The organism is Pseudomonas graminis (genome assembly GCF_013201545.1).
Classification (GTDB): domain Bacteria; phylum Pseudomonadota; class Gammaproteobacteria; order Pseudomonadales; family Pseudomonadaceae; genus Aquipseudomonas.
On sequence record NZ_CP053746.1, the window covers coordinates 5187304 to 5209757 of the forward strand.

Annotated in this window: 20 protein-coding genes; 14 read left to right on the forward strand and 6 right to left on the reverse strand. The window is 62.3% G+C overall.

Going from position 1 to position 22454, the window contains the following annotated elements; genetic code table 11:
- Nucleotides 1–74 precede the first annotated feature (74 nt).
- Nucleotides 75–974: a LysR family transcriptional regulator gene (locus tag FX982_RS23045; RefSeq protein WP_172612738.1), complete on the forward strand. Its 900-nt coding sequence runs from the start codon at nucleotides 75–77 to the stop codon at nucleotides 972–974.
- Between the two features lie 177 nt (nucleotides 975–1151).
- Here FX982_RS23045 and FX982_RS23050 read toward each other — a convergent pair whose 3' ends face one another.
- Nucleotides 1152–1424 carry a DUF2790 domain-containing protein gene (locus FX982_RS23050; protein WP_172612739.1) on the reverse strand — a complete coding sequence of 91 codons (273 nt, stop codon included), beginning with the start codon at nucleotides 1422–1424 and terminating at the stop codon, nucleotides 1152–1154.
- Between the two features lie 517 nt (nucleotides 1425–1941).
- Here FX982_RS23050 and FX982_RS23055 point away from each other — a divergent pair.
- Genes FX982_RS23055 through FX982_RS23065 form a run of 3 tightly spaced genes read left to right on the forward strand, consistent with a single transcriptional unit; the run spans nucleotide 1942 to nucleotide 5826 of the window.
- On the forward strand, nucleotides 1942–2394 hold the full coding sequence (locus FX982_RS23055) for a (2Fe-2S)-binding protein (protein WP_074893339.1): 453 nt from the start codon (nucleotides 1942–1944) through the stop codon (nucleotides 2392–2394).
- Between the two features lie 11 nt (nucleotides 2395–2405).
- The gene (locus FX982_RS23060) at nucleotides 2406–4598 is read left to right on the forward strand and encodes a xanthine dehydrogenase family protein molybdopterin-binding subunit (RefSeq protein ID WP_172612740.1); all 2193 of its coding nucleotides are present in this window, start codon (nucleotides 2406–2408) and stop codon (nucleotides 4596–4598) included.
- 10 nt (nucleotides 4599–4608) lie between these two features.
- Nucleotides 4609–5826: a cytochrome c gene (locus tag FX982_RS23065; protein ID WP_172612741.1), complete on the forward strand. Its 1218-nt coding sequence runs from the start codon at nucleotides 4609–4611 to the stop codon at nucleotides 5824–5826.
- A 61-nt stretch (nucleotides 5827–5887) separates the two neighbouring features.
- Here FX982_RS23065 and FX982_RS23070 read toward each other — a convergent pair whose 3' ends face one another.
- Complete coding sequence (locus FX982_RS23070; protein WP_172612742.1) at nucleotides 5888–6283, reverse strand: ester cyclase; 396 nt, start codon at nucleotides 6281–6283, stop codon at nucleotides 5888–5890.
- Between the two features lie 24 nt (nucleotides 6284–6307).
- Nucleotides 6308–7225 carry a LysR family transcriptional regulator gene (locus FX982_RS23075; protein ID WP_172612743.1) on the reverse strand — a complete coding sequence of 306 codons (918 nt, stop codon included), beginning with the start codon at nucleotides 7223–7225 and terminating at the stop codon, nucleotides 6308–6310.
- A 151-nt stretch (nucleotides 7226–7376) separates the two neighbouring features.
- On the opposite strand from FX982_RS23075, the gene FX982_RS23080 reads away from it, so the two are divergent.
- The 3 genes from FX982_RS23080 (at nucleotide 7377) to FX982_RS23090 (ending at nucleotide 11859) form a co-directional block, all read left to right on the forward strand.
- Nucleotides 7377–8126 carry an SDR family NAD(P)-dependent oxidoreductase gene (locus FX982_RS23080; RefSeq protein ID WP_172612744.1) on the forward strand — a complete coding sequence of 250 codons (750 nt, stop codon included), beginning with the start codon at nucleotides 7377–7379 and terminating at the stop codon, nucleotides 8124–8126.
- Nucleotides 8127–8785: 659 nt separating this feature from the next.
- Complete coding sequence (locus FX982_RS23085; RefSeq protein ID WP_172612745.1) at nucleotides 8786–9211, forward strand: NUDIX hydrolase; 426 nt, start codon at nucleotides 8786–8788, stop codon at nucleotides 9209–9211.
- Nucleotides 9212–9435: 224 nt separating this feature from the next.
- Nucleotides 9436–11859, forward strand: coding sequence for a glucose/quinate/shikimate family membrane-bound PQQ-dependent dehydrogenase (locus tag FX982_RS23090; protein ID WP_172612746.1), 2424 nt, complete (start codon nucleotides 9436–9438; stop codon nucleotides 11857–11859).
- Nucleotides 11860–12089: 230 nt separating this feature from the next.
- On the opposite strand, the gene FX982_RS23095 is transcribed toward FX982_RS23090, so the two are convergent.
- On the reverse strand, nucleotides 12090–12779 hold the full coding sequence (locus tag FX982_RS23095) for an ATPase (RefSeq protein WP_172612747.1): 690 nt from the start codon (nucleotides 12777–12779) through the stop codon (nucleotides 12090–12092).
- Between the two features lie 308 nt (nucleotides 12780–13087).
- The gene (locus tag FX982_RS23100) at nucleotides 13088–14425 is read right to left on the reverse strand and encodes a PQQ-dependent sugar dehydrogenase (protein ID WP_172612748.1); all 1338 of its coding nucleotides are present in this window, start codon (nucleotides 14423–14425) and stop codon (nucleotides 13088–13090) included.
- A gap of 289 nt (nucleotides 14426–14714) precedes the next feature.
- Here FX982_RS23100 and FX982_RS23105 point away from each other — a divergent pair, with 289 nt between their 5' ends.
- The 6 genes from FX982_RS23105 to FX982_RS23130 all read left to right on the forward strand — a co-directional run bounded on the left by FX982_RS23105 (nucleotide 14715) and on the right by FX982_RS23130 (nucleotide 20471).
- The gene (locus tag FX982_RS23105) at nucleotides 14715–15905 is read left to right on the forward strand and encodes a GAF domain-containing sensor histidine kinase (RefSeq protein WP_172612749.1); all 1191 of its coding nucleotides are present in this window, start codon (nucleotides 14715–14717) and stop codon (nucleotides 15903–15905) included.
- 96 nt (nucleotides 15906–16001) lie between these two features.
- Complete coding sequence (locus FX982_RS23110; protein WP_172612750.1) at nucleotides 16002–16751, forward strand: creatininase family protein; 750 nt, start codon at nucleotides 16002–16004, stop codon at nucleotides 16749–16751.
- 193 nt (nucleotides 16752–16944) lie between these two features.
- Nucleotides 16945–17310, forward strand: coding sequence for a hypothetical protein (locus tag FX982_RS23115; RefSeq protein ID WP_122534448.1), 366 nt, complete (start codon nucleotides 16945–16947; stop codon nucleotides 17308–17310).
- Nucleotides 17311–17591: 281 nt separating this feature from the next.
- A complete protein-coding gene (locus tag FX982_RS23120) occupies nucleotides 17592–18611 on the forward strand; it encodes an alpha/beta hydrolase (RefSeq protein WP_172612751.1) in 1020 nt (339 codons plus the stop codon).
- Between the two features lie 228 nt (nucleotides 18612–18839).
- Nucleotides 18840–20048, forward strand: a complete 1209-nt coding sequence (locus FX982_RS23125) for an MFS transporter (protein WP_172612752.1) — start codon at nucleotides 18840–18842, stop codon at nucleotides 20046–20048.
- A gap of 57 nt (nucleotides 20049–20105) precedes the next feature.
- The gene (locus tag FX982_RS23130; RefSeq protein WP_172612753.1) at nucleotides 20106–20471 is read left to right on the forward strand and encodes a glyoxalase superfamily protein; all 366 of its coding nucleotides are present in this window, start codon (nucleotides 20106–20108) and stop codon (nucleotides 20469–20471) included.
- A gap of 12 nt (nucleotides 20472–20483) precedes the next feature.
- Here FX982_RS23130 and FX982_RS23135 read toward each other — a convergent pair whose 3' ends face one another.
- Nucleotides 20484–21338: a LysR family transcriptional regulator gene (locus tag FX982_RS23135; RefSeq protein WP_172612754.1), complete on the reverse strand. Its 855-nt coding sequence runs from the start codon at nucleotides 21336–21338 to the stop codon at nucleotides 20484–20486.
- A 146-nt stretch (nucleotides 21339–21484) separates the two neighbouring features.
- Between FX982_RS23135 and FX982_RS23140 the strand changes: the two genes are divergently transcribed.
- Nucleotides 21485–22360 (forward strand): DMT family transporter, encoded by an 876-nt coding sequence (locus tag FX982_RS23140; protein WP_172613155.1) that lies wholly within the window; start codon nucleotides 21485–21487, stop codon nucleotides 22358–22360.
- Nucleotides 22361–22454 lie beyond the last annotated feature (94 nt).

Consider the following 22454-nt stretch of genomic DNA (forward strand, 5'->3'; position numbering starts at 1 on the left):
GCAGCGACTATAGGCGTTGACCGATGCGCTGATAATCAGGTGCAATCGGCACGGGTTGTACGAGTGAGCGGACAATGGCGACAGAAATTCAGGATTTGCTGGCCTTCGTGGCCGTGGTCAACGCAGGCGGCTTTCGTGAAGGGGCGCGGTTGAGTGGCAAGTCGGCATCCAGCCTCAGCGACGCCGTTCGACGCATGGAGTCGCGCCTCGGCGTGCGCCTGCTCAACCGCACCACCCGCAGCGTCGTGCCGACGGAAGCCGGCGCGCGGCTGATGGAACGGATTGTCCCGGCGCTTGGGGAAGTCGAATCGGCGCTGGACGTGGTCAATGATTTCCGCGACCGCCCTTCCGGCACCCTGCGGCTAAACGTACCGGTCAGCGCCGCTCGCCTGATACTGCCGGCAATCATCACCCCGTTCTTGCAAGCGCACCCGGACATCCGCATGGAAGTGGTCACTGAGGAAAGCTTCGTCGACATGCTCGCGGCCGGTTGCGATGCTGGCATCCGCTACGACGACCGCCTGGAACAGGACATGATCGCCGTGCCCATCGGCCGGCGCGTTCAGCGTTTCGCGACCGCTGCATCGCCGGCGTACCTCAATGCCCGGGGCCGACCCGAGCATCCGCGGGATCTCCTCAATCACAGTTGCCTGCGTGGCAAATTCCCCAGCGGGTCGGTACCGCTCTGGGAATACGAGCGGGACGGCGAAAACCTTCGTGTCGACCCGACCGGCCCATTGACCGTTCGGATTGGTGGCGCAGTCGATCTTGCCGTGCAAACCGCCATCGACGGCCTGGGCATCGTCTCGTTGTTCGAAGACTGGTTGCGCCCCCATCTGGACAGCGGCGCGCTGGAGCCGGTGCTCGAAAAATGGTGGCCAAGTTTCAGCGGACCGTTTCTGTATTACCCGGGGCGGCGCTATGTGCCATCGCCCTTGAGAGCGTTTCTGGACTTCATCCAGCGGCAGGCATGATGCTTATCCACGCCAAGGCATAAATGAGGCATTTAAATAAATCGGCCGCCAGCGCTAGTTCATGCCGACACAAACAGCGAGATGTTCCAATAAAATAGTCAGGCAAAAAAAAACGCTGCATTCAATGCAGCGTTTCTTTTGTAGCGTTTGTAGTTGAAGCCGCCAGGGCACTGGCGATCAACCATTTTGACGGCCATAGCCCATGATGGTGTAGTCGAGGGTGTGGGTCACGCCGGCATGGTCAACATAAACCATGGTGGATTGCACCGGACCATCAACTTTCTGCGGGTCCTGGGCATTTTTGATGCTGATCACTTCAGCGACGTCGATACCTTTGTGACGGTTGTATTGTTCAACCTGGGTCGAGTGCTGTTGGCTGGTGGCCGGGAGTTCGCCTGCAGCGGCAAATACACTGACGAGGGACAGGGCAGCGAAGGCTAATACTTTCATGGTCGTTCTCCAGAAGTTCATCAAGTAGTAAGGGAGCAAAGCGCTTGTCGTTTGCTTCTGGGGCCATTCTGTTCGTGATCGGCGCAGATGATAAATACTTAAAATCGATAAAGCCCATCACCGTCATCGATGCCCGAATTGATTACATCAATTCTCGTAATAGACCGTTGTATATCCTGTTAGCCCGCAACTTTTCATGCATCTACCAAACCCAGGTAAACGCCCTTTTTGGTGCGGCATATCGAGGGACTGCACTTTCACGGAGCGCGTCATGTTGTCGCGAGGGTATTTAACTGTCCCCGAGAAATATTTTCAGTGCAATCAAACATTTCCAATGACGAACGTACTACCATTCGTCCCGCTGGCTCGTCCCGAACCCCAAGATGTCCGAGCAGACCTCTAAAAAGCGCTGGCCACTGGCACGGCGCTAATTGTTAAAACAAACCGAAGCCTTGATGCCGCCTCACGACCTGATCGTGGCGCAGTGCGTCAACCGTGATGACCGTCTGAGGTTGCAATGCAGAAATTGATGATTAACGGCCAGGAGCACGACCTGGATGTCGCCGACGACATGCCATTGTTGTGGGTCCTGCGTGACGTGATGGGCCTGACCGGCACCAAATACGGTTGCGGCATTGCCCAGTGCGGCGTGTGCACCGTGCACCTGGATGGCCAGGCCGTGCGTTCATGCGTGCTGCCGGTCAGCGCCGTGGCGGGCCGCAAGGTCACCACCATCGAAGCAGTCGGCGAGCAGGCCGTGGGTCAGGCGGTACAGAAAGCCTGGCTGGACCATGAAGTCGTGCAATGCGGCTACTGCCAGTCGGGGCAGATCATGTCCGCCGTCGCGCTGTTGCAGGAACACCCCAAAGCCAACGACGAACAGATCGTCAACGCCATGTCGGGCAACCTCTGCCGCTGCGCCACTTACACCCGCATTCGCGCCGCCATCAAAAGCGTCAGCCAGGCCTGAAGGAAGTCATCATGTCCGAATCACAATCATCTGCCGCGATGCTCTCGCGTCGTGGATTGCTCAAAGGCAGTGCGCTGCTGGGCGGGCTGGTCATCGGCACCTACCTGCCGGCGTCAGTCACCCGTAGCTTCGCCGCCGACCTGGTCCAAGGCGCGAGCCTGGGCGACAACGCCGAACAAGGCTATGGCGCGTTTGTGCGCATTGACCACAGCGGCGCCGTTACGCTGATTTCGCCGAAGATCGAAATGGGCCAGGGCGTGCAGACCGGCATTGCCATGATGGTCGCCGAAGAGCTCGAAGTGCCGCTGAGCCAGATCACCATCACCGAAGCGCCGCCCAATGCAGCGCTGTACACCGATGCGTTGCTGAGCTTCCAGGCCACCGGCGGCTCGACCTCCACCCGCTACAGCTGGGAGCCCCTGCGCAAGGCCGGCGCCGGCGCGCGCATTGTGCTGATCCAGGCCGCGGCCATGCGCTGGAAAGTCGCGCCGAGCCAATGCCACGCCGAGAACGGCCGGGTCATCGGCCCGAACGGTCAAAGTGCCGGCTACGGCGAGCTGGTTGACGCCGCCGCGAAGTTGCCACTGCCGACCGAGATCCCGCTCAAAGCCGTCAGCGAATTCAAGCTGCTGGGCAAACCGGTTCAGCGCCTGGACACCCCGAACAAGGTCAACGGCACCGCGAAATTCACCATCGACCTGCAAGTGCCCGGGATGCTGATTGCCTCCACCCTCACCTGCCCGGTTCACGGCGGCACGCTGCGCGGCGTGAAGAACGAAGACGCTGCGCGCAAGGTCCCCGGGGTGCGCGACATCGTGCGCCTGGACAACGCGGTGGCGGTGACGGCGAGCAATTTCTGGTCCTGTCAGCAAGCGCTCAAGGCCCTCGACATCGATTGGGACCTTGGCCCCCATGCCGCTCTGGATTCAGCGCAGCTGGACAAATCGCTGTTCGAGGCCAGCGCAGGCGACGGTGTGTTCGCACACCAATCCGGTGACATCGCCGGCGCACTGAAAAACGCTTCCAGCCGCTTCGAAGCCATCTACGAACAACCTTTCCTGTCCCACTCCCCACTGGAGCCGATGACCTGCGTCGCCCATGTGCGCGCCGACGCGTGCGAGTTGTGGGTCGGCTGCCAGGCGCCGGGGATGGCCCAGGCGGGCGCTGCCAAAGTCTGCGGCATGCCGGTGGAAAAAGTGGTGATCCACAACCAGCTGATCGGCGGCGGTTTTGGCCGTCGTCTGGAATCCGACTTCATCTTCCAGGCCGTGGACATCGCGCGCCAGTTGAGCTACCCGATCAAGCTGATCTGGAGCCGTGAAGAAGACATGACCCACGACCGTTATCGTCCGCACTACGTCGATCGCCTCAACGCGGCGCTGGACAAAGACCTGCGTCCGGTGGGCTGGGAGCATCGGATCGCCGGTGCCTCGGTCGTCGCGGCCTACATCGGCGCGTTGCCGGCCGACGGCGTCGATGGCGATGCCGTCGAAGTGGCGAAAGACCCGATCTACACCCTGCCCAACCTGCAGGTGCGCTACATCCGTCACGACCCCGAGGTGATCCCGGTTTCGTGGTGGCGTGGCGTCGGGCCGCTACGCAGCACCTATGCCATCGAAAGCTTCATCGACGAGCTGGCGCACAACGCCAAGGTCGATCCGGTGAAATACCGCCTGGCGCTGATGCAGTCGCAACCCCGCGCCCAGGCAGTGCTGACCAAAGCGGCGGAACTGGTGGAGTGGGACAAACCGCTGCCTGCCGGTTCCGGCCGTGGCGTGGCGGTGACGGCGGTGTTCGGCAGCTTCGTTGCGACCATCGTCGAGCTGGAGAAGCAAGGCGACAAAGGCCTGCGCATCAAGCGGCTGGTGACGGCCATCGACTGCGGCTTCGCGACCAACCCGACCTCCGTAGCGTCGCAGATGGAAGGCGGCACGCTGTTCGGTCTGTCGGCCGCGTTGTTCAACGAAATCCTCATCGAGAAGGGTCAAGTGCAGCAGACCAACTTCCACGAATATCGGCAGATCCGCATGAGCGACGCGCCACCGGTGGAGGTGCACATCGTCGACAGCGTCGAGACCCCTGGCGGTGTTGGTGAAACCGGTGCCGTGCCGGCCGCAGCCGCGCTGGTCAATGCGGTGTACGCCGCGACCGGTGTGCGTGAGCGTCGTTTGCCGTTGAGCCGCTTTGGCTATTTCACTGTTTGAGGAGCGCGTCATGAACGTTTTCAACACTGCGCTCGGACTTGTGGCCGGTTTGCTGGCCAGCACCGTTTACGCGAGCGACACCCCGGCGATGAGCAAGGGCGAATACCTGACCCGCGCCGCTGATTGCGTGGCCTGCCACGTCGTGCCGGGCGGCAAGCCGTACGCCGGCGGGCTGGAATTCAAGTTGCCGTTCGGCAGCCTGTATTCCCCTAACATCACCCCGGACAAAGAAACCGGGATCGGCAACTGGACCGACGACGAGTTCGTCGATGCGCTGCAGAAGGGCGTGGGCAAGGACGGCAAGCATTACTACCCGGCCTTCCCTTACACCTCGTACACGCTGATGTCCCGCGAAGACATTCTGGCGATCAAGGGCTATCTGTTCAGTCTGGAACCGGTGAAGCAGATGCCGCCTGAGAACAAGATCTCGTTCCCGTTCAATCAGCGCTGGGGAATGATGTTCTGGAACGCGATTTTCGCCGGCAACGAACGCTTCGTCCCGGACAGCAAGCAATCGGCCGAATGGAACCGTGGCGCGTATCTGGTGCAGGGCCCAGGCCATTGCGGCGAATGCCACACCCCACGCAACATCTTCCAGGCAATGAGCTCCGGCAATTCCTTGGCCGGTGCTGAACTGGGCAACTGGATGGCCTACAACATCAGCTCCGACGCCAAATACGGCATCGGCGCCTGGCCGGAAGACGCCATCGTCAGCTACCTGTCCAAGGGCTACGCGGCCGGTTTCGGCGGTGCGGGCGGGCCGATGGGTGACGCGGTCGAGCACAGCCTGCGCTATCTCGATCCGGCGGACCTGAAAGCCATCGCGGTGTACCTAAAGAGCACGCCGGCCAGAAGCGAAGGCATCCCCCGCCCAACCATGGCGGTGAACGACGCCGCGCTGCAAAAGGGGCTCGGCCAGAAGCTGTTCAACGACACCTGCGTGGCCTGTCACCAGATCGACGGTAGCGGGCGGCAATCATCGGCGGGTGGGTTGGCCGGCTTGAAAACCGTCAACGACCCCAAAGGCCGAAACGTGATGGCGACGCTGCTGGAAGGTCACACGCCAACGGCGGCACGGGTCGACCAGCGCATGCCTGACTTCGCCCGCAGCTACAGCGACGCTGAACTGGCGGCCGTGAGCACCTTCGTGCTGCGTCGGTTCGGTCAGAGCGACGGCGAGGTCAAAGCCGAAGACGTCGCGAAGAACCGCGCCAGCGCGTTGCATTGATGGAGGGGTGGCGCCGCTGATTCTCCTCTGAGTCAGCCGCGCTGCCAGGCCATTCGGCGGTTCAGGGCTTCGGCACCTGCGCCGCCACCGCCGCCTTGTCGATCACCGACTCGACGTTGACGATACGCCCCGCCTCAAACGTGTAGAACACGTTCTCCGTAAACCTTACCCTCCTCCCGTTCACCGGCACATCGAACAGCTCGCCCACCGGCGTGCAGTCGAACATAAGCCGCGCGGCAATGTACGGTGGTTCTGCGATCAGCCGATCAATAACGAACCGCAGGTCGGGAATGGCGCGGAAATCCTGCTCCAGCATTTGCCGATAGCCGGCCAGCCCAACGCGTTCGCCGTTGTAATACACGTCCTCGCCCACGAAGTCGCCCAACGAAGGCCAGTCCTGGCGATTGAGGCAGGCGATATAGCCGGTGTAGAGGTCTTTGAGTGTCAGGTGGTCCATGGTGTCACCCGGTGTGGAAGGGCGTTATTCGAACGCCGTCGTGGTTTTCATCTGCGCGAACAGTTCAACCAGCCAGTCGATGAACACCCTGACCCGATGGTTGAGGTAGCGGTTGGGTGCGTAAACCACATTGAACGGATAGCCCTCGGGGCGCCAGTCTTCCAGCACCGGCACCAGCGCACCCGTGCGCAAATGCTCGGCGACGGTGTAGTGGAACGTGTGGATGATTCCCAGCCCTGCCAGCCCAGCTGCCACGTGGGCATTGCTCTCGTTGACGTCGAATATCCCGCCACCGGAAATGTCCAGTCGTTGGTCACCCTTGCCGAATCGCGCCGGGAGGATGCGCCCGGTGCGCGCGGACAGGTAATTGACCACGGGGAAATCGTTGATCAGTTGCCGAGGATGGGTCGGTGTGCCAAAGCGCTGAAGATACGCCGGGGACGCGCAGGTGGCCCAGCGCGCCTGACCGAGTGAGCGCGCGGCCAGTGAGAGGTCGCCCAGTTCACCGCCGCGAATGCTGCAATCGACGTTATCGGTGATCAGGTCAATGGGCCGGTCGGCCACGCTGACTTCAATCTTGATGTCGGGGTAGCGGGCGTAGAACAGCGGGAGTGCGGGGATGATCAGCTCGGTGGCCACCGATGATCCGATGTCGACTTTCAAACGGCCTCGAGGACTGAGTTGGGCTGAGCGGAAACTGCCGTCGACTTCTTCCAGATCCCGGAGCAGCCGGGCCGTCTGCTCGTAATAGGCCGCCCCCTCAGCGGTGACCGCAACATTGCGCGTGGTGCGCTGCAGCAGCTGGACGTTCAAATATGCCTCCAGCTCGCGCACCAGTTTGCTGACCGTGGTGGTGGGCATGGCCAGGGAGTCTGCCGCTTTGGTGAATGAGCCGACTTCCACCACACGGGCGAATGAGCGAATGGCGAGCAATTGATCCAAGGGGCCTCTCCGAAACAGGTGTGCTGCAACTGGGTTTGTGCACGTGTATGCACAATGTAGGTGGTAAATCGCTATTTTTCAGCAAATTCCCTGGGCCTAGAGTGGCTTCACCGGCCCGATCGGGCCCACTCACTGAACCGGAGCACTGGAAATGACTGACAAACTTGCAGGCAAAATCGCACTGATCACCGGCGCCACCAGCGGCATCGGCCTGGCTTCCGCCAAGGCATTCGCCGCACAGGGCGCCACGGTATTCGTTACCGGGCGCCGTCAGGCCGAACTCGATGCAGCGGTGGCGGCAATCGGCAGCGCGGCGACCGGCATTCAGGGCGACATTGCCAAGGCCGAGGACCTGGAGCGGATCTACGCGCAGATCAAACGACAGGCCGGCCACCTCGATATTCTTTTCGCTAACGCCGGCGGCGGCGACATGATGCCGCTGGACGCCATCACCGAGGAGCACTTTGACCGGATCTTCGGCATCAACGTCAGGGGCACGCTGTTCACCGTGCAGAAAGCACTGCCCCTGCTCAAGGACGGCAGCTCGATCATCCTCACCGGGTCGACCACCTCGGTACAGGGTACCGCGAATTTCAGCGTCTACAGCGCCAGCAAGGCGGCCGTGCGCAACTTCGCGCGTTCGTGGCTGCTCGACCTGCAACCACGCAACATCCGCGTGAACGTCATCAGCCCCGGCCCGGTGCGCACGGCAGGTCTGGGTGATCTGGTGCCGGCCGACCAGACCCAGGGCCTGCTCGATCACCTCGCCTCGCTGGTGCCGATCAAACGCCTGGGCGAGCCCGAAGAAATCGCCAAAGTGGCCGTGTTCCTGGGCTCCGATGACAGTACGTTCATCAACGGGATCGAGCTCTTTGTGGATGGCGGGATCGCGCAGATCTGAGGACGTCATTCGGACTACGTTAACCCCACTGGAGGCCTTCTAGTGGGACTGGCTTTAGCCGGGAATACGCCAGTGGGAACACCCTCAAATTTGCAGTGTGACGACTGACGCTTTCCCGGCTAAAGCCGGTCCCACTGGATGACTGCGGTGTGTCAGTTACATCGGGACACCATCAGTGCCGCTGGATACACGCGACGCTTTTAGTGGACCGGCTTTAGCCGGGAAAAGGCCAGTGTGAACACCATCACTTTTGCAGTGTGACCGCTGACGCCTTCCCGGCTGAAGCCGGTCCCACTGGATGACTGCGGTGTGGCAGTTTCATCTGGGACACACCGACTGCGCTGGATGCATACATGTTTGTGTAGGACTGGCTTCAGCCGGGAAGAGGCCTGCGTAAACACCATCAATTCTGCAGTGTGACGACTGACGTTTTCCCGGCTGAAGCCGGTCCTAGAAGATGAGCGCGCTTTCGTAGGACCGGCTTTAGCCGGGAAAAAGCCAGTGTGAACCCCATCAAATTCGCAGTGTGACCGCTGACGCCTTCCCGGCTGAAGCCGGTCCTCCCAGGTTTACTGCGGCGTGTCAGTCCCCTTGGCTGCAGGCGATGCCTCAGCCAGGAAGTGCTAGGTTATCCGCACTGACTCACTCAAGGCGCAATCATGTCCACTCACCCTCCTTTCTCCGGCGCGAAAGTGGCGATTCTGTGCAACGGGACATTGCTCACTTACCAGCGCGATGACAAGCCGGAGATCCCGTGGCCGAATCTGTGGGACCTGCCCGGCGGTGGCCGTGAGGGTGACGAGACGCCGGAAGAGTGCGCCGTGCGGGAGACGCTGGAGGAGTTCGGCATCATTCTCGACCCCGCTTCGTTCATCTACAAACGGGTCTATCCCGGTCAGGGCCTCAGCGGGCTCGACACCTGGTTCTTCGTCGCTGAAGTGGCAGAAGGCTTATTCGATCAGGTGGTATTTGGCGATGAAGGCCAGCGCTGGCAGGTGATGACAGTCGACGGTTTTTTAGCAATGGACAACGCCGTGGACCGCCTGCAACACCGCTTGCGGCAGTTCATGACTCAGCCGGACTGAGGCATCAGCGCGCGGCAAGCGGCTGCAAGAAACACTGCAGTGCGAGACAAATTGACGCAGCGCGTCCTTTTTTTGCTATCGTCGCCGGAATTAACTAACCGGTTAACTAAGCATTAGATCGTGCCGTGCATTCGGCTACACCACAACGACGATGCGTTAAACCTTTGCTCTCACCTCACTTGATCGGTCCCCCCGACCCTTCATCGCGTCCGCAGGAATGCCTCATGAATCACTCACAACCTTCGGCAGCCGTCAGCCGCTGGCCCATTCGGGTCGTCGCGCTGGGCGTGCTGGTTTTCGGATTACTTTTTGCAGCGGGCGGCGGCTATCTCGTCACGCTGGGCGGCAGCGCGTATTTCCTGCTGGCCGGACTTGGCCTGATTCTCTCCGCCGTTCAGCTGTTCCGGCGTCGCCTGTCAGGCGCCTGGCTGTTTGCAGCGGTGATGCTGCTCACGCTGATCTGGGCGCTGGTGGATGCCGGGCTGGTGTTCTGGCCGCTGGTTTCCCGCCTGTTTGCCCTCGGCGTGCTGAGCCTGCTGGTCGCGCTGATTTACCCTTCCCTGCGCAAGGCTAACGGGCTGGCAGCCGGTCGCGGCGGTTACCTCGTTGGCGGTGTGTTGGCGGTCGCGATGGTCGCCGGGTTCTGGGGGATGTTCCAGCCCCACGCCTCGGTGTCGCCGACAGGGGATGGTCCGGCGCTGACCAAGGTCGATCCTGCCCACGCGCAGAAAGACTGGGCCCATTACGGCAACGATGAAGGCGGCAGCCGCTTTGCCGCCCTGGACCAGATCAACCGCGACAACGTCAGCAAGCTGGTGCCGGCCTGGACCTACCACACCGGCGATGTCGCCATCAGCGACGGCAATGGCGCCGAAGACCAGATGACGCCGCTGCAGGTCGGCGACAAGGTATTCATCTGCACGCCCCACAACAACGTCATCGCACTGGACGCCGACACCGGCAAGCAGTTGTGGAAGAACGACATCAATGCCAAATCCGCCGTATGGCAACGCTGCCGCGGACTGGCCTACTTCGACGCCAGCGCAGCCGTAGTGCCACCCACCGACGGCAGCACGCCTGCGGCATCGGTCGCAGTGCCTGCCGGCGCCAACTGCCAGCGTCGTCTGCTCACCAACACCGTCGATGCGCGCCTGATTGCCGTGGACGCCGACACTGGCGAGTTCTGCCAGAGCTTCGGCAACAATGGCCAGGTCGACCTTAAAGCCGGTCTGGGCAACGTGCCGGATTCCTACTATCAACTGTCATCGGCGCCGCTGATGGCCGGGACCACCGTGGTCGTCGGCGGTCGTGTGGCCGACAACGTCCAGGCCGACATGCCGGGCGGCGTAATCCGTGGCTTTGACGTGGTCACCGGGCAGATGCGCTGGGCGTTCGACCCTGGCAATCCCGAAGACAAGCAGGCGCCTGCCGCTGACAAAACCTATGTGCGCAGCACGCCGAACAGTTGGGCGCCGATGTCCTACGACCCGGCGATGAACACGCTGTTCCTGCCGATGGGCAGTTCGTCCACGGACATTTATGGCGTCAAGCGCAGCGAGCTCGATCACACCTACGGCGCCTCGGTGCTGGCATTGAACGCCACTACCGGCGTGCAAAAGTGGGTGTATCAGACGGTCCATAACGACCTCTGGGATTTCGACCTGCCGATGCAGCCGAGCCTGATCGACTTCGCCAAACCTGATGGCAGCAAGGTGCCCGCGCTGGTCATCGGCACCAAGGCCGGACAGATTTTCGTCCTCGATCGCCACACCGGCCAGCCACTGACCGAGGTCAAGGAAGTCCCGGTCAAGGCGTCTAACATTCCCAACGAACCCTACTCGCCGACCCAGCCGAAATCCGTGGGCATGCCGCAGATCGGCGCGCAGACACTGACCGAATCGGACATGTGGGGCGCGACGCCGTTCGACCAGCTGCTGTGCCGGATCTCGTTCAAGAAGATGCGTTACGACGGCCTGTTCACCGCGCCGGGCACCGACATTTCGCTGAGTTTCCCGGGCTCGCTGGGCGGGATGAACTGGGGCAGCCTGTCGACTGACCCGGTCCACGGTTTCATCTTCGTCAATGACATGCGCCTGGGTCTGTGGATTCAGATGGTGCCGCAGTTGAAGGACGCTATAGCTGCGTCCGGCGGTGAAGCGCTGAACACCGGCATGGGCGCCGTGCCGCTGAAAGGCACGCCGTACGCTGTCAACAAGAACCGCTTCCTGTCGGTGGCGGGTATCCCGTGCCAGGCACCGCCGTTTGGCACGCTGACGGCGATCGACATGAAAACCCAGAAGATTGCCTGGCAAGTACCGGTAGGCACCGTGCAGGACACTGGCCCGATGGGCATCAAAATGCACTTGCCGCTGCCAATCGGCATGCCGACGCTGGGGGGCACGCTGTCGACACAGGGCGGTCTGGTGTTCATCGCCGGCACTCAGGATTACTACCTGCGCGCGTTCAATAGCGCCAATGGCGAAGAGGCCTGGAAGGCCCGCTTGCCAGTCGGCAGCCAGGGCGGTCCGATGACGTACGTTTCACCGAAGACCGGCAAGCAGTACATCGTCATCACCGCCGGCGGCGCACGCCAGTCGGCGGATCGCGGTGATTATGTGATTGCCTACGCGTTGCCTGACGGCAAGTAACAGCCGCATTAAAAAACCGCTGCTGCCTTGATGAGGGGCGCAGCGGTTTTTTTTGCATCAGGGGAAAGGCTCAGGCCGGATTCACCTTGGGAACTGCGTTTACCTTGTGGGACCGGCTTCAGCCGGGAAGGCGTCAGGTGTCACGCTGCAAAATCGAGGGCGATTACACCGGCCTCTTCCCGGCTAAAGCCGGTCCCACTGTCGAACCGCGCTCGCCCTGTAGATTGCAATCAATTACTCGCCACTTCCGCGGAGTTACCAGTGGTCACCAACGCTTTCAGCGAAGCATCAAATTGCCTCAGGGCGTTGATCTGCAGGTCGCGCTGCTGGTTGATCTGCGCAGCAATCTCCGGGGCGGCCTTATCGTGGACCCACACCGAGGTCAGCTCTTTGGCACCGAGGCCTTCAGCCTTGCCGATGTATTGCAGGTTCGAGTCGTAGAATTTCGCAATGAAGCGCGCTTCCACTTGGGAGTTACGCTGGGACACCAGCTGGCTATAGGTGTCGAGCATGACCACCACTTCCGGCCGCGCCTGCATCAGCGCGTCAAGGTTGTCATACACGGTCACCGACGCGAACTGCTTCTGCAACGAACCCTTCAGCCAGTCCATTGCCAGTTTCGGATCGGAGCTGCTGACGAACGCCTCGCGAATGCGCGAATCCAGCCCGCCGTTCTTGACGCCCTTCAACGCCACCGCGTGATAACGCTCAAGGTATTCGAGGGTGTTGACCGTGTTTTCGCTGTAGAGCACACCAACGCTTTGAGAAGACTGCAATGCCACGCGGCTTTCCACCACCGGCAGCAAATGGCACGCCTCGGCGTCCGCCGCCGAAACAGTGACTGCTGCAGCAGCAGGACCCGACGCGACGAAACCGCTGGACAGCACGGCGACAAGCGTCAGCAGGGTTGAAATTTTCATCGCGTGGCGTCCTTCTAAAGCAAGTTCGGTATGGACGCCATCCTCCTCTCTTCCGGGAAAAAGAGAACTCGCCTACCGTGATGGTCACTATCGATTTCAGGAATGGTAGGCGGAGTGAGAAACACCTTTACCGATGCTTCAACAAAGCCTGAGCGTTCCATAGAGGCGCCGCCCTATAGAAAATACGACGCCAGGTAGTGGGTGACGTTCAACCTTATTTGCTCCCCTTGGGCGAAAGGTAGAAAGCTGCCCTCGAACGGAAAATGCCGGTGATCATCACCGGCATTTTTCATTTCATCACTAAGCCATCACTTGGCCTGACTGACGCGCCAGACCTTGTTGCCCACATCGTCTGCGACCAGCAACGCGCCCTGCTTGTCGAGGATGACGCCGACCGGACGGCCTTGTGCGTCGCCATCGGCGTTAAGGAAACCGGTCAGGACATCCACCGGCAGGCCGGTCGGGCGGCCATCCTGGAAACCGACGAACACGACTTTGTAGCCGGACTGCGGGTTGCGGTTCCACGAGCCGTGCTCGCCGACGAATACGCCGTCGGCAAACTTGGCCGGCATGCCGCGCGGGTCGGACCAGGTCAGGCCCAGCGGCGCGACGTGGGTGCCGAGGGCGTAATCCGGGGCGATGGCCTTGGCGACCATGTCCGGGCGCGGCGGCTGCAAGCGGCTGTCGACGTGGTTGCCGTAGTAGCTCCACGGCCAGCCGTAGAAGGCGCCGTCCTTGACCGAGGTCAGGTAATCCGGCACCAAGTCGCTGCCGATTTCGTCGCGTTCGTTGACCACCGTCCACAGCTCATTGCTGCCCGGCTTCCAGGCCAGCCCGTTGGGGTTGCGCAGGCCGCTGGCGAACAGGCGTTTCTGCCCGGTTTTGACGTCCACTTCCCAGACCGCCGCGCGGCCTTCTTCGGCCTCCAGACCGTTCTCGGCCACGTTGCTGTTCGAGCCAACGGTGACGTACAGCTTGGTGCCTTCGCGGTTGGCGATGATGTTCTTGGTCCAGTGGTGATTGATCCCCGCCGGCAGGTCGGTGACTTTCACCGGTTTGGCCGTGCTTTCAGTCTGGCCGTCGTTGTACGGGACCTTGACCACGGCATCGGCGTTGGCGATGAACAACTCGTTGCCGACCAGCACCATGCCGAATGGCGAGGTCAGGCCGCTGATGAACACCTTCTTCATTTCAGCCCGGCCATCGCCGTCGGCGTCGCGCAGGATGCTGATGCGGTTGGCGCTCTCGGCTTCGGCGCCGACCCGGCTCATGACGATCCCGGTGGCGGTGCGCTTGATCCAGGCCATGAAGCCCGGGCCGCCGTCCTTCGCGCCTTCAGGCTTGGGCGGCTTGTTGCTTTCGGCGACCAGGATGTCGCCGTTGGGCAGGCTGTACAGCCAGCGCGGGTGATCGAGGTCCTCCGCCAGCGCGCTGACCTTGAAGCCTTCGGCAGCCTTGGGCGTCTCGGCGCCCTTCCAGCCGACGGCCTTGGACACCTTGACGGTGGGAATCAGGGTGCTGTTGGGCTCGGGCAGTTGCGGCTGCGCGCCGACGCCGGCCTGAAACGGCAGCTTGGCGGTTTCGCCGCAGGCACTGAGCATCGCAGCAGTGGTCATCAGCAGTGCAAATCGGTGCATGGCAATCATCGTTCAACCTCGCGGCGGCCATCCGTGGGCCCATTGTTTTGAGAATCAGGAGACAGGAGAAGCAAATGCTTCGAGAGACACAGGGCTGACAAGTATCGCCCTGTCGACCGACAGCAAACAGCTCATCGGACGCAAATGACATGTGCCGTTCAGGCATCAATAAAACGACCACCGTGTGAGTGTCAGGGTTCAATAATCTGCGCCGACACTTCGCTTGGGGGACTGAGGGGTTAGCCATGTCCGCCGATTTTAGATACGCTGCCCTCCCAGTACCCCAGAGCCAGATCCGATGACCCGCCCAGAGTTTGCTTTGGATGTTGAGGCGATCAGTGCGATCCCGGCCGTGCCCGTCATTCTGAGCATGGTCAAGCACCTCACCGGCATGCGCTTTGCGGCGATCGCCAGGGTCACGGAGCGTCACTGGGTGGCCTGCGCCGTTGATGACTCGATCAATTTCGGCCTCAAGCCGGGCGGCGAACTGGTGCTGGAGACGACCATCTGCCACGAGATCAGGCAGCATCAGCAGCCGGTGGTATTTGGTCACGCCAGCGCCGACCCGCAGTTCGCCACCCATCACACGCCCCTCACCTACGGGCTGGAAAGCTACATCTCGATCCCCATCGTTCTGCCGGACGACCGCTTTTTCGGCACGCTGTGCGCGATCGATTCGGTGCCGGCAGACCTCAGCGATCCTGCCATCGTCAAGACGCTGACCCTTTTCGCGCAATTGATCGCCATGAGCCTGGACACCCAGGGTCACCTGGAGAGCGCCCGGGCCGAACTGACCGACGCCAACGAACACGGCCGGCTGCGCGAGCAATTCATGGCGGTGCTGGGCCATGACCTGCGCACACCGCTGAGCGCGATCCGCATGAGCGCCGACCTGCTGGCGACCAAAACCGAAGACAAGCGCTCGCTGGGGCTGGTCTCGGCCATACGCCAGAGCTCGATCCGCATGGGCGCGCTGATCGAAAACGTGCTGGACTTTGCCCGGGGCCGAATGGGCGGCGGGATTCCGGTGAAGCGCCACATCACCGACGATCTTTCCGACGTCCTGAAAGCGACGGTAGACGAGATCCGCGCGTCGCACCCGCAGGCGAGCTTGATCGAGTCCATCCACCTCGGCGGCAACGTCTATTGCGATCCGCTGCGCATCAGTCAGCTGCTGTCCAATCTGCTGGGCAACGCGGTCACTCACGGTTCACCCACGTCGCCGATCCATCTGCACATCTGGCAGGAATGCGATCAGGTCATCATTTCCGTCATGAACCGCGGCACGCCCATTTCGCCACGGCTGCTGCCGCTGCTGTTCGAGCCTTTCACCCGCTCAGAAGCCGGTGGTCGCGGAGAAGGCCTGGGACTGGGGCTGTATATCGCCTCACAGATCGCCACGGCCCATGACGGCATTCTGACAGTGAGTTCATCGGCCGAGCTGGGCACCTGTTTCATTGCGCGTTTCCCGGCCGTGCCACCCGCTTGAGCGCCGACTTCGGCGCGTCAAACCGGTGCCGCGCGTCAAGATTCTTCGCTATAACCCGGCTTTCTCAAGCCCACTTCCCTGAGGAGAGCACCTGACATGCTTCTGCACCAGTCCACGTGGATCGAGATCGAGCAGTTTCTCAAACGCAGCCGCACGATCGTCGTGCCCATCGGCTCGAACGAACAACACGGGCCCACCGGCTTGCTCGGCACGGACTGGATGTGCCCGCAGATCATCGCCCACGAAGCGCAGAAGAGCGCCGATATCCTGATTGCCCCGACTTTCAACATTGGCATGGCGCAACACCACCTGGGCTTTCCCGGGACGATCTCGCTGCGCCCCTCGACGTTCATCGCCGCCATCGGTGACTGGGCGCGCTCGCTGGCGGGTCACGGCTTCGAAAAGATCCTCTTCCTCAACGGTCATGGCGGTAACGTCGCGTCGATCGAGGCGGCGTTTTCCGAGCTGTACGCTGAGGCCAGTTTCGCCGGGCGTTCTGCCGGCTTCGCCCTGAAGCTGATCAACTGGTGGGACCTGGAAGGCGTCGGCGAACTGGCCCACCGGCAGTTTCCGGTAGGCCACGGTTCACACGCGACGCCGTCCGAGATCGCGGTGACCCAGTGGGCCTACCCGGACTCGATCAAGTCGGCGGACTACTCGCCGCAGATCGCACCGTCCGGGCCGATCCGGGAGGCGAAGGACTTCCGTGCGCGCTTCCCCGATGGGCGCATGGGCTCCGACCCCGCGTTGGCGACTCCGGAAAAAGGCGCCGAGCTGGTGGCGCTGGCGTCCAGGGGCCTGGTGCGTGCGGTGGATGCGTTCAGTCGTGAGCCGACGCTGCGCTGACGTCGCTGCGTTGAGGTCGATGCGTTAACGTCGCTGCGTTGACGGGGCTTAGCCGTGCGGCAATAGCGCGCGGGCGTTGAACTCGTCAGCCAAACGGCGGCCATAGTGGTGTGCGCTTTATGAAACGGTTCGGGATCTGGGGCAGTCAGCAGCGCAACGACCTCGCCCGGTCCCCTTGGCTGACAGGTGATATGTGAATACTTTTATCCCACTGGACAAAATTGAAGAAATTGACCTGCAGGATTACCACGAGGTCTGGCTGACCACGTCGGAAACCTGGCCTCAAGACCCCGCAACGGTTCACCGCAAGTGCCTGTGGCGCCAGGACCGCGAAATGACCGCCGATGTGGAAATCGACGGCGTGTATTTTGAAAACCTCCCGCACCTGTGGCTGCGTGTGGACGATCTCGATGATCAACAGGACATCGACCTGGTCATCGAAAAACTAAAGGCGCGCATCGCCGCACTGAATCTAAAGGGTGAGTTCTACCCTGCCGAGCTGCCGAAAGCGCCGCCTCACAAGGACGAAGACGAGATCAACAAGGACCTGCGCAGCTAATTTGCTTCACCCCCGCCTCTCAGACGTGCGCCGTTGCTGATGTTCAGCACGGCGCCGTTTTTGTTTCTGCTGCACGGATTCCCTGGCTGAGGCCTCTATACGTAAAACCGACTGGCGTCCCTCACAGCCTATCGTCTCCTTAACGGAAACAATGTGTCTCTAATCAGGCCAATTGTTCCACTCATGGCAACACCGTACAGTGTGGTCCAAGCCAGCCGGAAAGCGCTCGATGCGCTAAGCCGGCTCATTTGATTCCCGTGCCAATCCATGTGAGCGCCATCATGAATACTCTGACAAAAGCCCTGACCGCTACCCTCCTCGCTCTCTCCGTCAGCCAGGCTTTCGCCGCTGAAACCGCCGTGCCTGAACACCAGACCCAGGCGTTCCTCAATGCGCTGGCCGCCGGGGGTGGCAAGCCACTGGAACAGCTCAGCCCGAAAGACGCCCGTGCGGTGCTGACCGGCGCGCAGAATTCGGTGAAGGTGGATTTGAGCGGGACTCAAGTCAGCGAGAAAACCATCAAGGCCGATGGCCAGAACATCAAGCTGACCATCGTGCGCCCGGCCAACGTCAAGGGTGCGCTGCCGGTGTTCATGTTCTTCCACGGTGGCGGCTGGGTGCTGGGTGACTACCCGACTCACGCCCGATTGATTCACGATCTGGTGGTGGGCTCGGGGGCTGTCGCGGTGTACGTGGATTACACGCCCTCACCCGAAGCGCATTACCCGACGGCGATCAATCAGGCCTACGCCGCGACCCAATGGGTGGCCGAACATGGCAAGGAGATCAATGTCGACGGCTCGCGTCTGGCCGTGGCCGGCAACAGCGTCGGCGGCAACATGGCAGCCGTGGTAGCGCTGATGGCCAAGGAGCACAACACGCCCAAGCTGCGCTTCCAGTTACTGTTATGGCCGGTGACCGATGCGACGTTCGACACTGGCTCATACCAGCAATACGCCGAGGGGCATTTCCTGACCAAAAACATGATGACCTGGTTCTGGGACAGCTATACCACCGACGCCAACCAGCGCGCCGACATTCATGCCTCGCCGCTGCGCGCCAGCACCGAACAGCTCAAGGGCCTGCCGCCTGCGCTGGTGCAAACCGCCGCCCTGGACGTGCTGCGTGATGAAGGCGAAGCCTACGCCCGCAAGCTGGATGCCGCCGGTGTCGACGTCACCGCCGTGCGCTACAACGGTATGGTCCACGACTACGGCCTGCTCAACCCGCTGAGCAACATTCCCGAAGTCAAAGCAGCCATGCGCCAGGCCGCGGGCGAGCTGAAGGCTCACCTGAACTGAGGCCATCGGAGGCTACCCGTCTTGCGGTATGGCCTCCGACGTCTTCCCGGCTGAAGCCGGTTCCACAAGGAGCCTGCGTGCACCAGCGGAACGGGCTGTGACCTCGACCGTGGGACCGGCTTTAGCCGGGAAGGGGCCAGTGTGAACACCCTCAAACGCACATCGGTACAAGCCCACTCCACCCCTCTCTCTTAATGTCACCCATCTGATCCCTGCGAGGCGCTTCGAATGAATCACACCCACACGACATGGAGCAGGCAGACCAGCTTCTGGGTCGCGGCCGCCGTGGTGGTCCATACGCTGTGGACCAGCGCCGCGCCCGCCATGATGTACCCGCTTTACGCCCATCAATGGCAACTGACGCCAACCGTGACCACGCTGATTTTCGCGGTGTTCCCGGTGTTCGTGGTGGCGACGCTGATTGCCCTGGGCGACCTCTCTGATTACATCGGGCGCCGTGCGGCGATGTTGCTCGGTGTCGGCGCTTCACTGATCGGCGTGCTGTTGTTTGCCGTCGCCCCCGATGTCACCTGGCTGTTGATCGGCCGGGCATTCATGGGCATCGGCGTCGGGCTGTCGGCAGGTCCTTCGGCGGCTGCGGTGGTCGAGTTCAGTGCGCCGGGCAAGGCGAAACTTGCCGGCGCCATCACCACCGCCGCGCAGGCCTCGGGCCTTGCCGCCGCCCTGATCATCGGCGGTGGCCTGATCCAGTACGCGCCGTTCCCCACGCGCCTGAGTTTCTGGGTGTTGATCGTCGTGCTCGGCGCTACGCTGTTCGGCGTCTGGCGACTGCCCCGGCACACCCCGGCGGAGAGCAAAAAGCCATGGTCGCTGAAGGTGCCGCACATTCATCCGCCACTGCGCCGCACATTTCTGGTGTCAGTCAGCGCGGTGCTTAGCGCGTATTCGGTCGGGGCGACGATGCTGTCGCTGGGCTCGCAGATCGCCCACGACCTGATCGGCTCCAGCAACGCGCTGGTCAACGGCGGCGCCATTTCGCTGTTCGCCATCGTGCTCGGCATCACCGGCATCGTCGGCAAACGCTTCGGCTCAAGGCTGTCGATCATCGCCGGCGCGAGCGTTTCCATCGTCAGCCTGTTGCTGCTCATGCTCGCGACCAAGACCCACGCCCTACCGGTGTTCCTGCTTTCCAGCGCGGCCAGCGGCGCCTGCTACAGCCTGCTGTTCATGGGCGGCCTCAATCTGATCAACGCCCACGCGCCGATGCATCACCGGGCCGGGACCCTGTCGGCGCTGTTTCTGGTGGCGTACCTGATGCAGGGCGTTGTCGCTCTGTTGCTGGGCCGCGCCGCCACCGCATGGGGCCTGGATCTGGCGATTGATGTGGGCTCGCTGGCCCTAGCGGCCTTGAGCCTCGGCGCGATGTTGCTGGCGATTTACGTGCGCCAGCCGCCTTCTAAAGCCGACGCGGGGTAGCCGCCGGACCACTCTGGGCTAGAATCGCTCGCTCAGACCATCAAGGAGTGACCCCCTGTGCAGATGTCCCCGGCGATACCGCTGATTCGTATCTTTTCCGAAGCCAAGGCGAAAGAGTTCTATATGGATTTTCTCGGCTTCAGCCTGGAGTGGGAGCACCGCTTTGAACCGGGTCTGCCGCTGTATGCCCAGGCCCGCCGCGACCAACTGGTCATCCACCTGACCGAACACCATGGCGACGCCACGCCAGGCTCGACGCTCTTCGTGCCGGTCAGCGACATCGCCGAATTGCAGCGCGAACTGCTGGCAAAAAACTACGGCTACTCACGCCCCGGCATCCAGGACCTCGACTGGGGCAAGGTCATGGAAATCGCCGACCCGTTCGGCAATCGGCTGCGCTTCTGCGAGCGCTCCGAGGACTGACCCGCGGCGCCCTCAAAGCCGGAAATACTGCCCGATCGCCCGACGCAGCAGGTCCACGGCGTCATCCCCGTGGGAAGCTGAGGAGCGCACGACGATGATGTCGTGGTCAGCGATCGGCGGCAGGCCGTCGAGAATGCGCATGCCGTCGGTGACCCGGGCGCGGTCGATGACGCTGATCCCCAGGCCTGCTTGGACGCAGGCCTTGACCGCCTGATTGGACGAGCTCTCGAGCACGATGCGCATGCGCAGGCCGCTGCGCTTGAGCGACTCGATCATCGCTTGCCGGTACGAGCATTGCGCGGCATGCACGGCCAGGGGCAACGGGTCCGGCATATCCCCCGGAAGATGCGCGGCGCCGACCCACACCGGCGTTGTCGGCACCAGCAATTGATCGTCCGCGCCCAGCTGGCCTTCCGGCTGGGCGATGACCGCCACCTGAAGACGACCCCGCCGCACCTGATCGCGAAGCGTGAAGCTGGGCGCGGTCTTCAGCTCCAGAACGATGTTCGGCCAGGCGGCGGTGAAAATCGGCAGCACGTCGCGAATCAGGTGCGTGGCGTATTCGTCCGGCACCCCGAGAGTGATGCGCCCCGCCAGCTGCGTGCCCTGCAGCTCGGCCAGCACTTGATCGTGGGTGCTCAGCAGCGCAGCGGTGGAGGTCAGAAAACGCTTGCCCAGCGGCGTCAGCGACACCGACTGATTGTCACGATTGAGCAGTCGCCCGCCCGCCAGCGCTTCCAGCCGCTGCACGTGCACGCTGACCGCCGCCGGGCTTTTGTGCAGCTGTTCCGCCGCCGCACTGAACTTGCCGATGCGCGCCACGGCGTGAAAGGTGCGGACCTGTTCGATATCCAGAATGGCGCTCATGGTTCACTGATCCCGAAGCACTGCTGTCGTTTATTTTGATTTATTAGATTACGGCGGTTGGGTACGTTGGGTCCATGAACACTTCAAACGAACTGACCAACGTGAGCCTCCCTCTTCCGTCCCGGCGCCGGGCGTTCCCCTTGCCGATGCTCGAAGCCGGGCTGGTGGTCATCTGGAGCTCGGGCTTCATCGGCGCGCGCTTCTCCATCGATTACGCGCCGGCGTCGCTGGTGGTGTTCTGGCGTTGCATCCTGGTCACGTTTCTTCTGTTTCCCTTCGTCGCCCGGCCACTGCGCCAGACGCCGCCCGCGGTGCTGCTGAAAAACGCCGGCATCGGCCTGCTGGCCATGGCCGGTTATCTGTTCGGTGTGACCGAAGGGATTGCCCTGGGTGTGCCCGCCGGGCTGGCGGCGCTGTTTGCCGATCTCTTGCCGATCGGCATGGCCATGCTGGCGGCCGTGGTGCTCCGCCAGCGATTGACCCGAGGCGTATGGGCCGGGTTGCTGATCGGCCTGGCGGGCGTGATGCTGGCGACCCACGACGCGCTGGCCTGGGGCAGCGCACCGCCATGGGCCTATGCCCTGCCGGTGCTGGGCATGCTGTCGCTGGCGGTCGCCACGCTGTGGCAAAAACACTCCCCGGACCCGAAGGCGCTGGGTCTGCTGCCCAACCTGTGGTTGCAGTGCTTCGTCTCGACCTTCGTGTTTGCTGTCGTTGCCGGACTGCACGGGAGTCTCGCGCCCGTCCCCAATGCAGGCTTCGCGATGAGTGTGCTGTGGACGTCGGTGTCGACGGTCGGCGGTTACGGCCTGTACTGGATGTGCCTGCGCCGGGCCACGCCGACGCGGGTTGCCAGCGTGCTTTACCTGAGTCCGCCACTGACCCTCCTGCTGGCCTGGGCCATGTTCGACGAACCGCTGTCGTGGCTTATGGCCCTGGGCATGGCGGTCTCCGGTGTCGGCATTGGTCTGGTGATACGCGGCGAGGCGAGGCAAGTTGCGCAGCACGGGCAGCACAGGTAGTACTCGGGCACGTGCAATGGCCGGGCACGGTTCTAGAGCGGCGCGGTCCCATCCTTCAGGAAGGTGAGCTGCACAGGTCGTGAACGATCCTGCT

Excerpts from the sequence above, each read along its gene's own strand:
- FX982_RS23045 (WP_172612738.1), top strand. The coding sequence starts at position 75 with ATGGCGACAGAAATTCAGGATTTGCTGGCCTTCGTGGCCGTGGTCAAC.
- FX982_RS23050 (WP_172612739.1), bottom strand. The coding sequence starts at position 1,424 with ATGAAAGTATTAGCCTTCGCTGCCCTGTCCCTCGTCAGTGTATTTGCC.
- FX982_RS23055 (WP_074893339.1), top strand. The coding sequence starts at position 1,942 with ATGCAGAAATTGATGATTAACGGCCAGGAGCACGACCTGGATGTCGCC.
- FX982_RS23060 (WP_172612740.1), top strand. The coding sequence starts at position 2,406 with ATGTCCGAATCACAATCATCTGCCGCGATGCTCTCGCGTCGTGGATTG.
- FX982_RS23065 (WP_172612741.1), top strand. The coding sequence starts at position 4,609 with ATGAACGTTTTCAACACTGCGCTCGGACTTGTGGCCGGTTTGCTGGCC.
- FX982_RS23070 (WP_172612742.1), bottom strand. The coding sequence starts at position 6,283 with ATGGACCACCTGACACTCAAAGACCTCTACACCGGCTATATCGCCTGC.
- FX982_RS23080 (WP_172612744.1), top strand. The coding sequence starts at position 7,377 with ATGACTGACAAACTTGCAGGCAAAATCGCACTGATCACCGGCGCCACC.
- FX982_RS23085 (WP_172612745.1), top strand. The coding sequence starts at position 8,786 with ATGTCCACTCACCCTCCTTTCTCCGGCGCGAAAGTGGCGATTCTGTGC.
- FX982_RS23090 (WP_172612746.1), top strand. The coding sequence starts at position 9,436 with ATGAATCACTCACAACCTTCGGCAGCCGTCAGCCGCTGGCCCATTCGG.
- FX982_RS23095 (WP_172612747.1), bottom strand. The coding sequence starts at position 12,779 with ATGAAAATTTCAACCCTGCTGACGCTTGTCGCCGTGCTGTCCAGCGGT.
- FX982_RS23100 (WP_172612748.1), bottom strand. The coding sequence starts at position 14,425 with ATGATTGCCATGCACCGATTTGCACTGCTGATGACCACTGCTGCGATG.
- FX982_RS23105 (WP_172612749.1), top strand. The coding sequence starts at position 14,715 with ATGACCCGCCCAGAGTTTGCTTTGGATGTTGAGGCGATCAGTGCGATC.
- FX982_RS23110 (WP_172612750.1), top strand. The coding sequence starts at position 16,002 with ATGCTTCTGCACCAGTCCACGTGGATCGAGATCGAGCAGTTTCTCAAA.
- FX982_RS23120 (WP_172612751.1), top strand. The coding sequence starts at position 17,592 with ATGAATACTCTGACAAAAGCCCTGACCGCTACCCTCCTCGCTCTCTCC.
- FX982_RS23125 (WP_172612752.1), top strand. The coding sequence starts at position 18,840 with ATGAATCACACCCACACGACATGGAGCAGGCAGACCAGCTTCTGGGTC.
- FX982_RS23135 (WP_172612754.1), bottom strand. The coding sequence starts at position 21,338 with ATGAGCGCCATTCTGGATATCGAACAGGTCCGCACCTTTCACGCCGTG.
- FX982_RS23140 (WP_172613155.1), top strand. The coding sequence starts at position 21,485 with ATGCTCGAAGCCGGGCTGGTGGTCATCTGGAGCTCGGGCTTCATCGGC.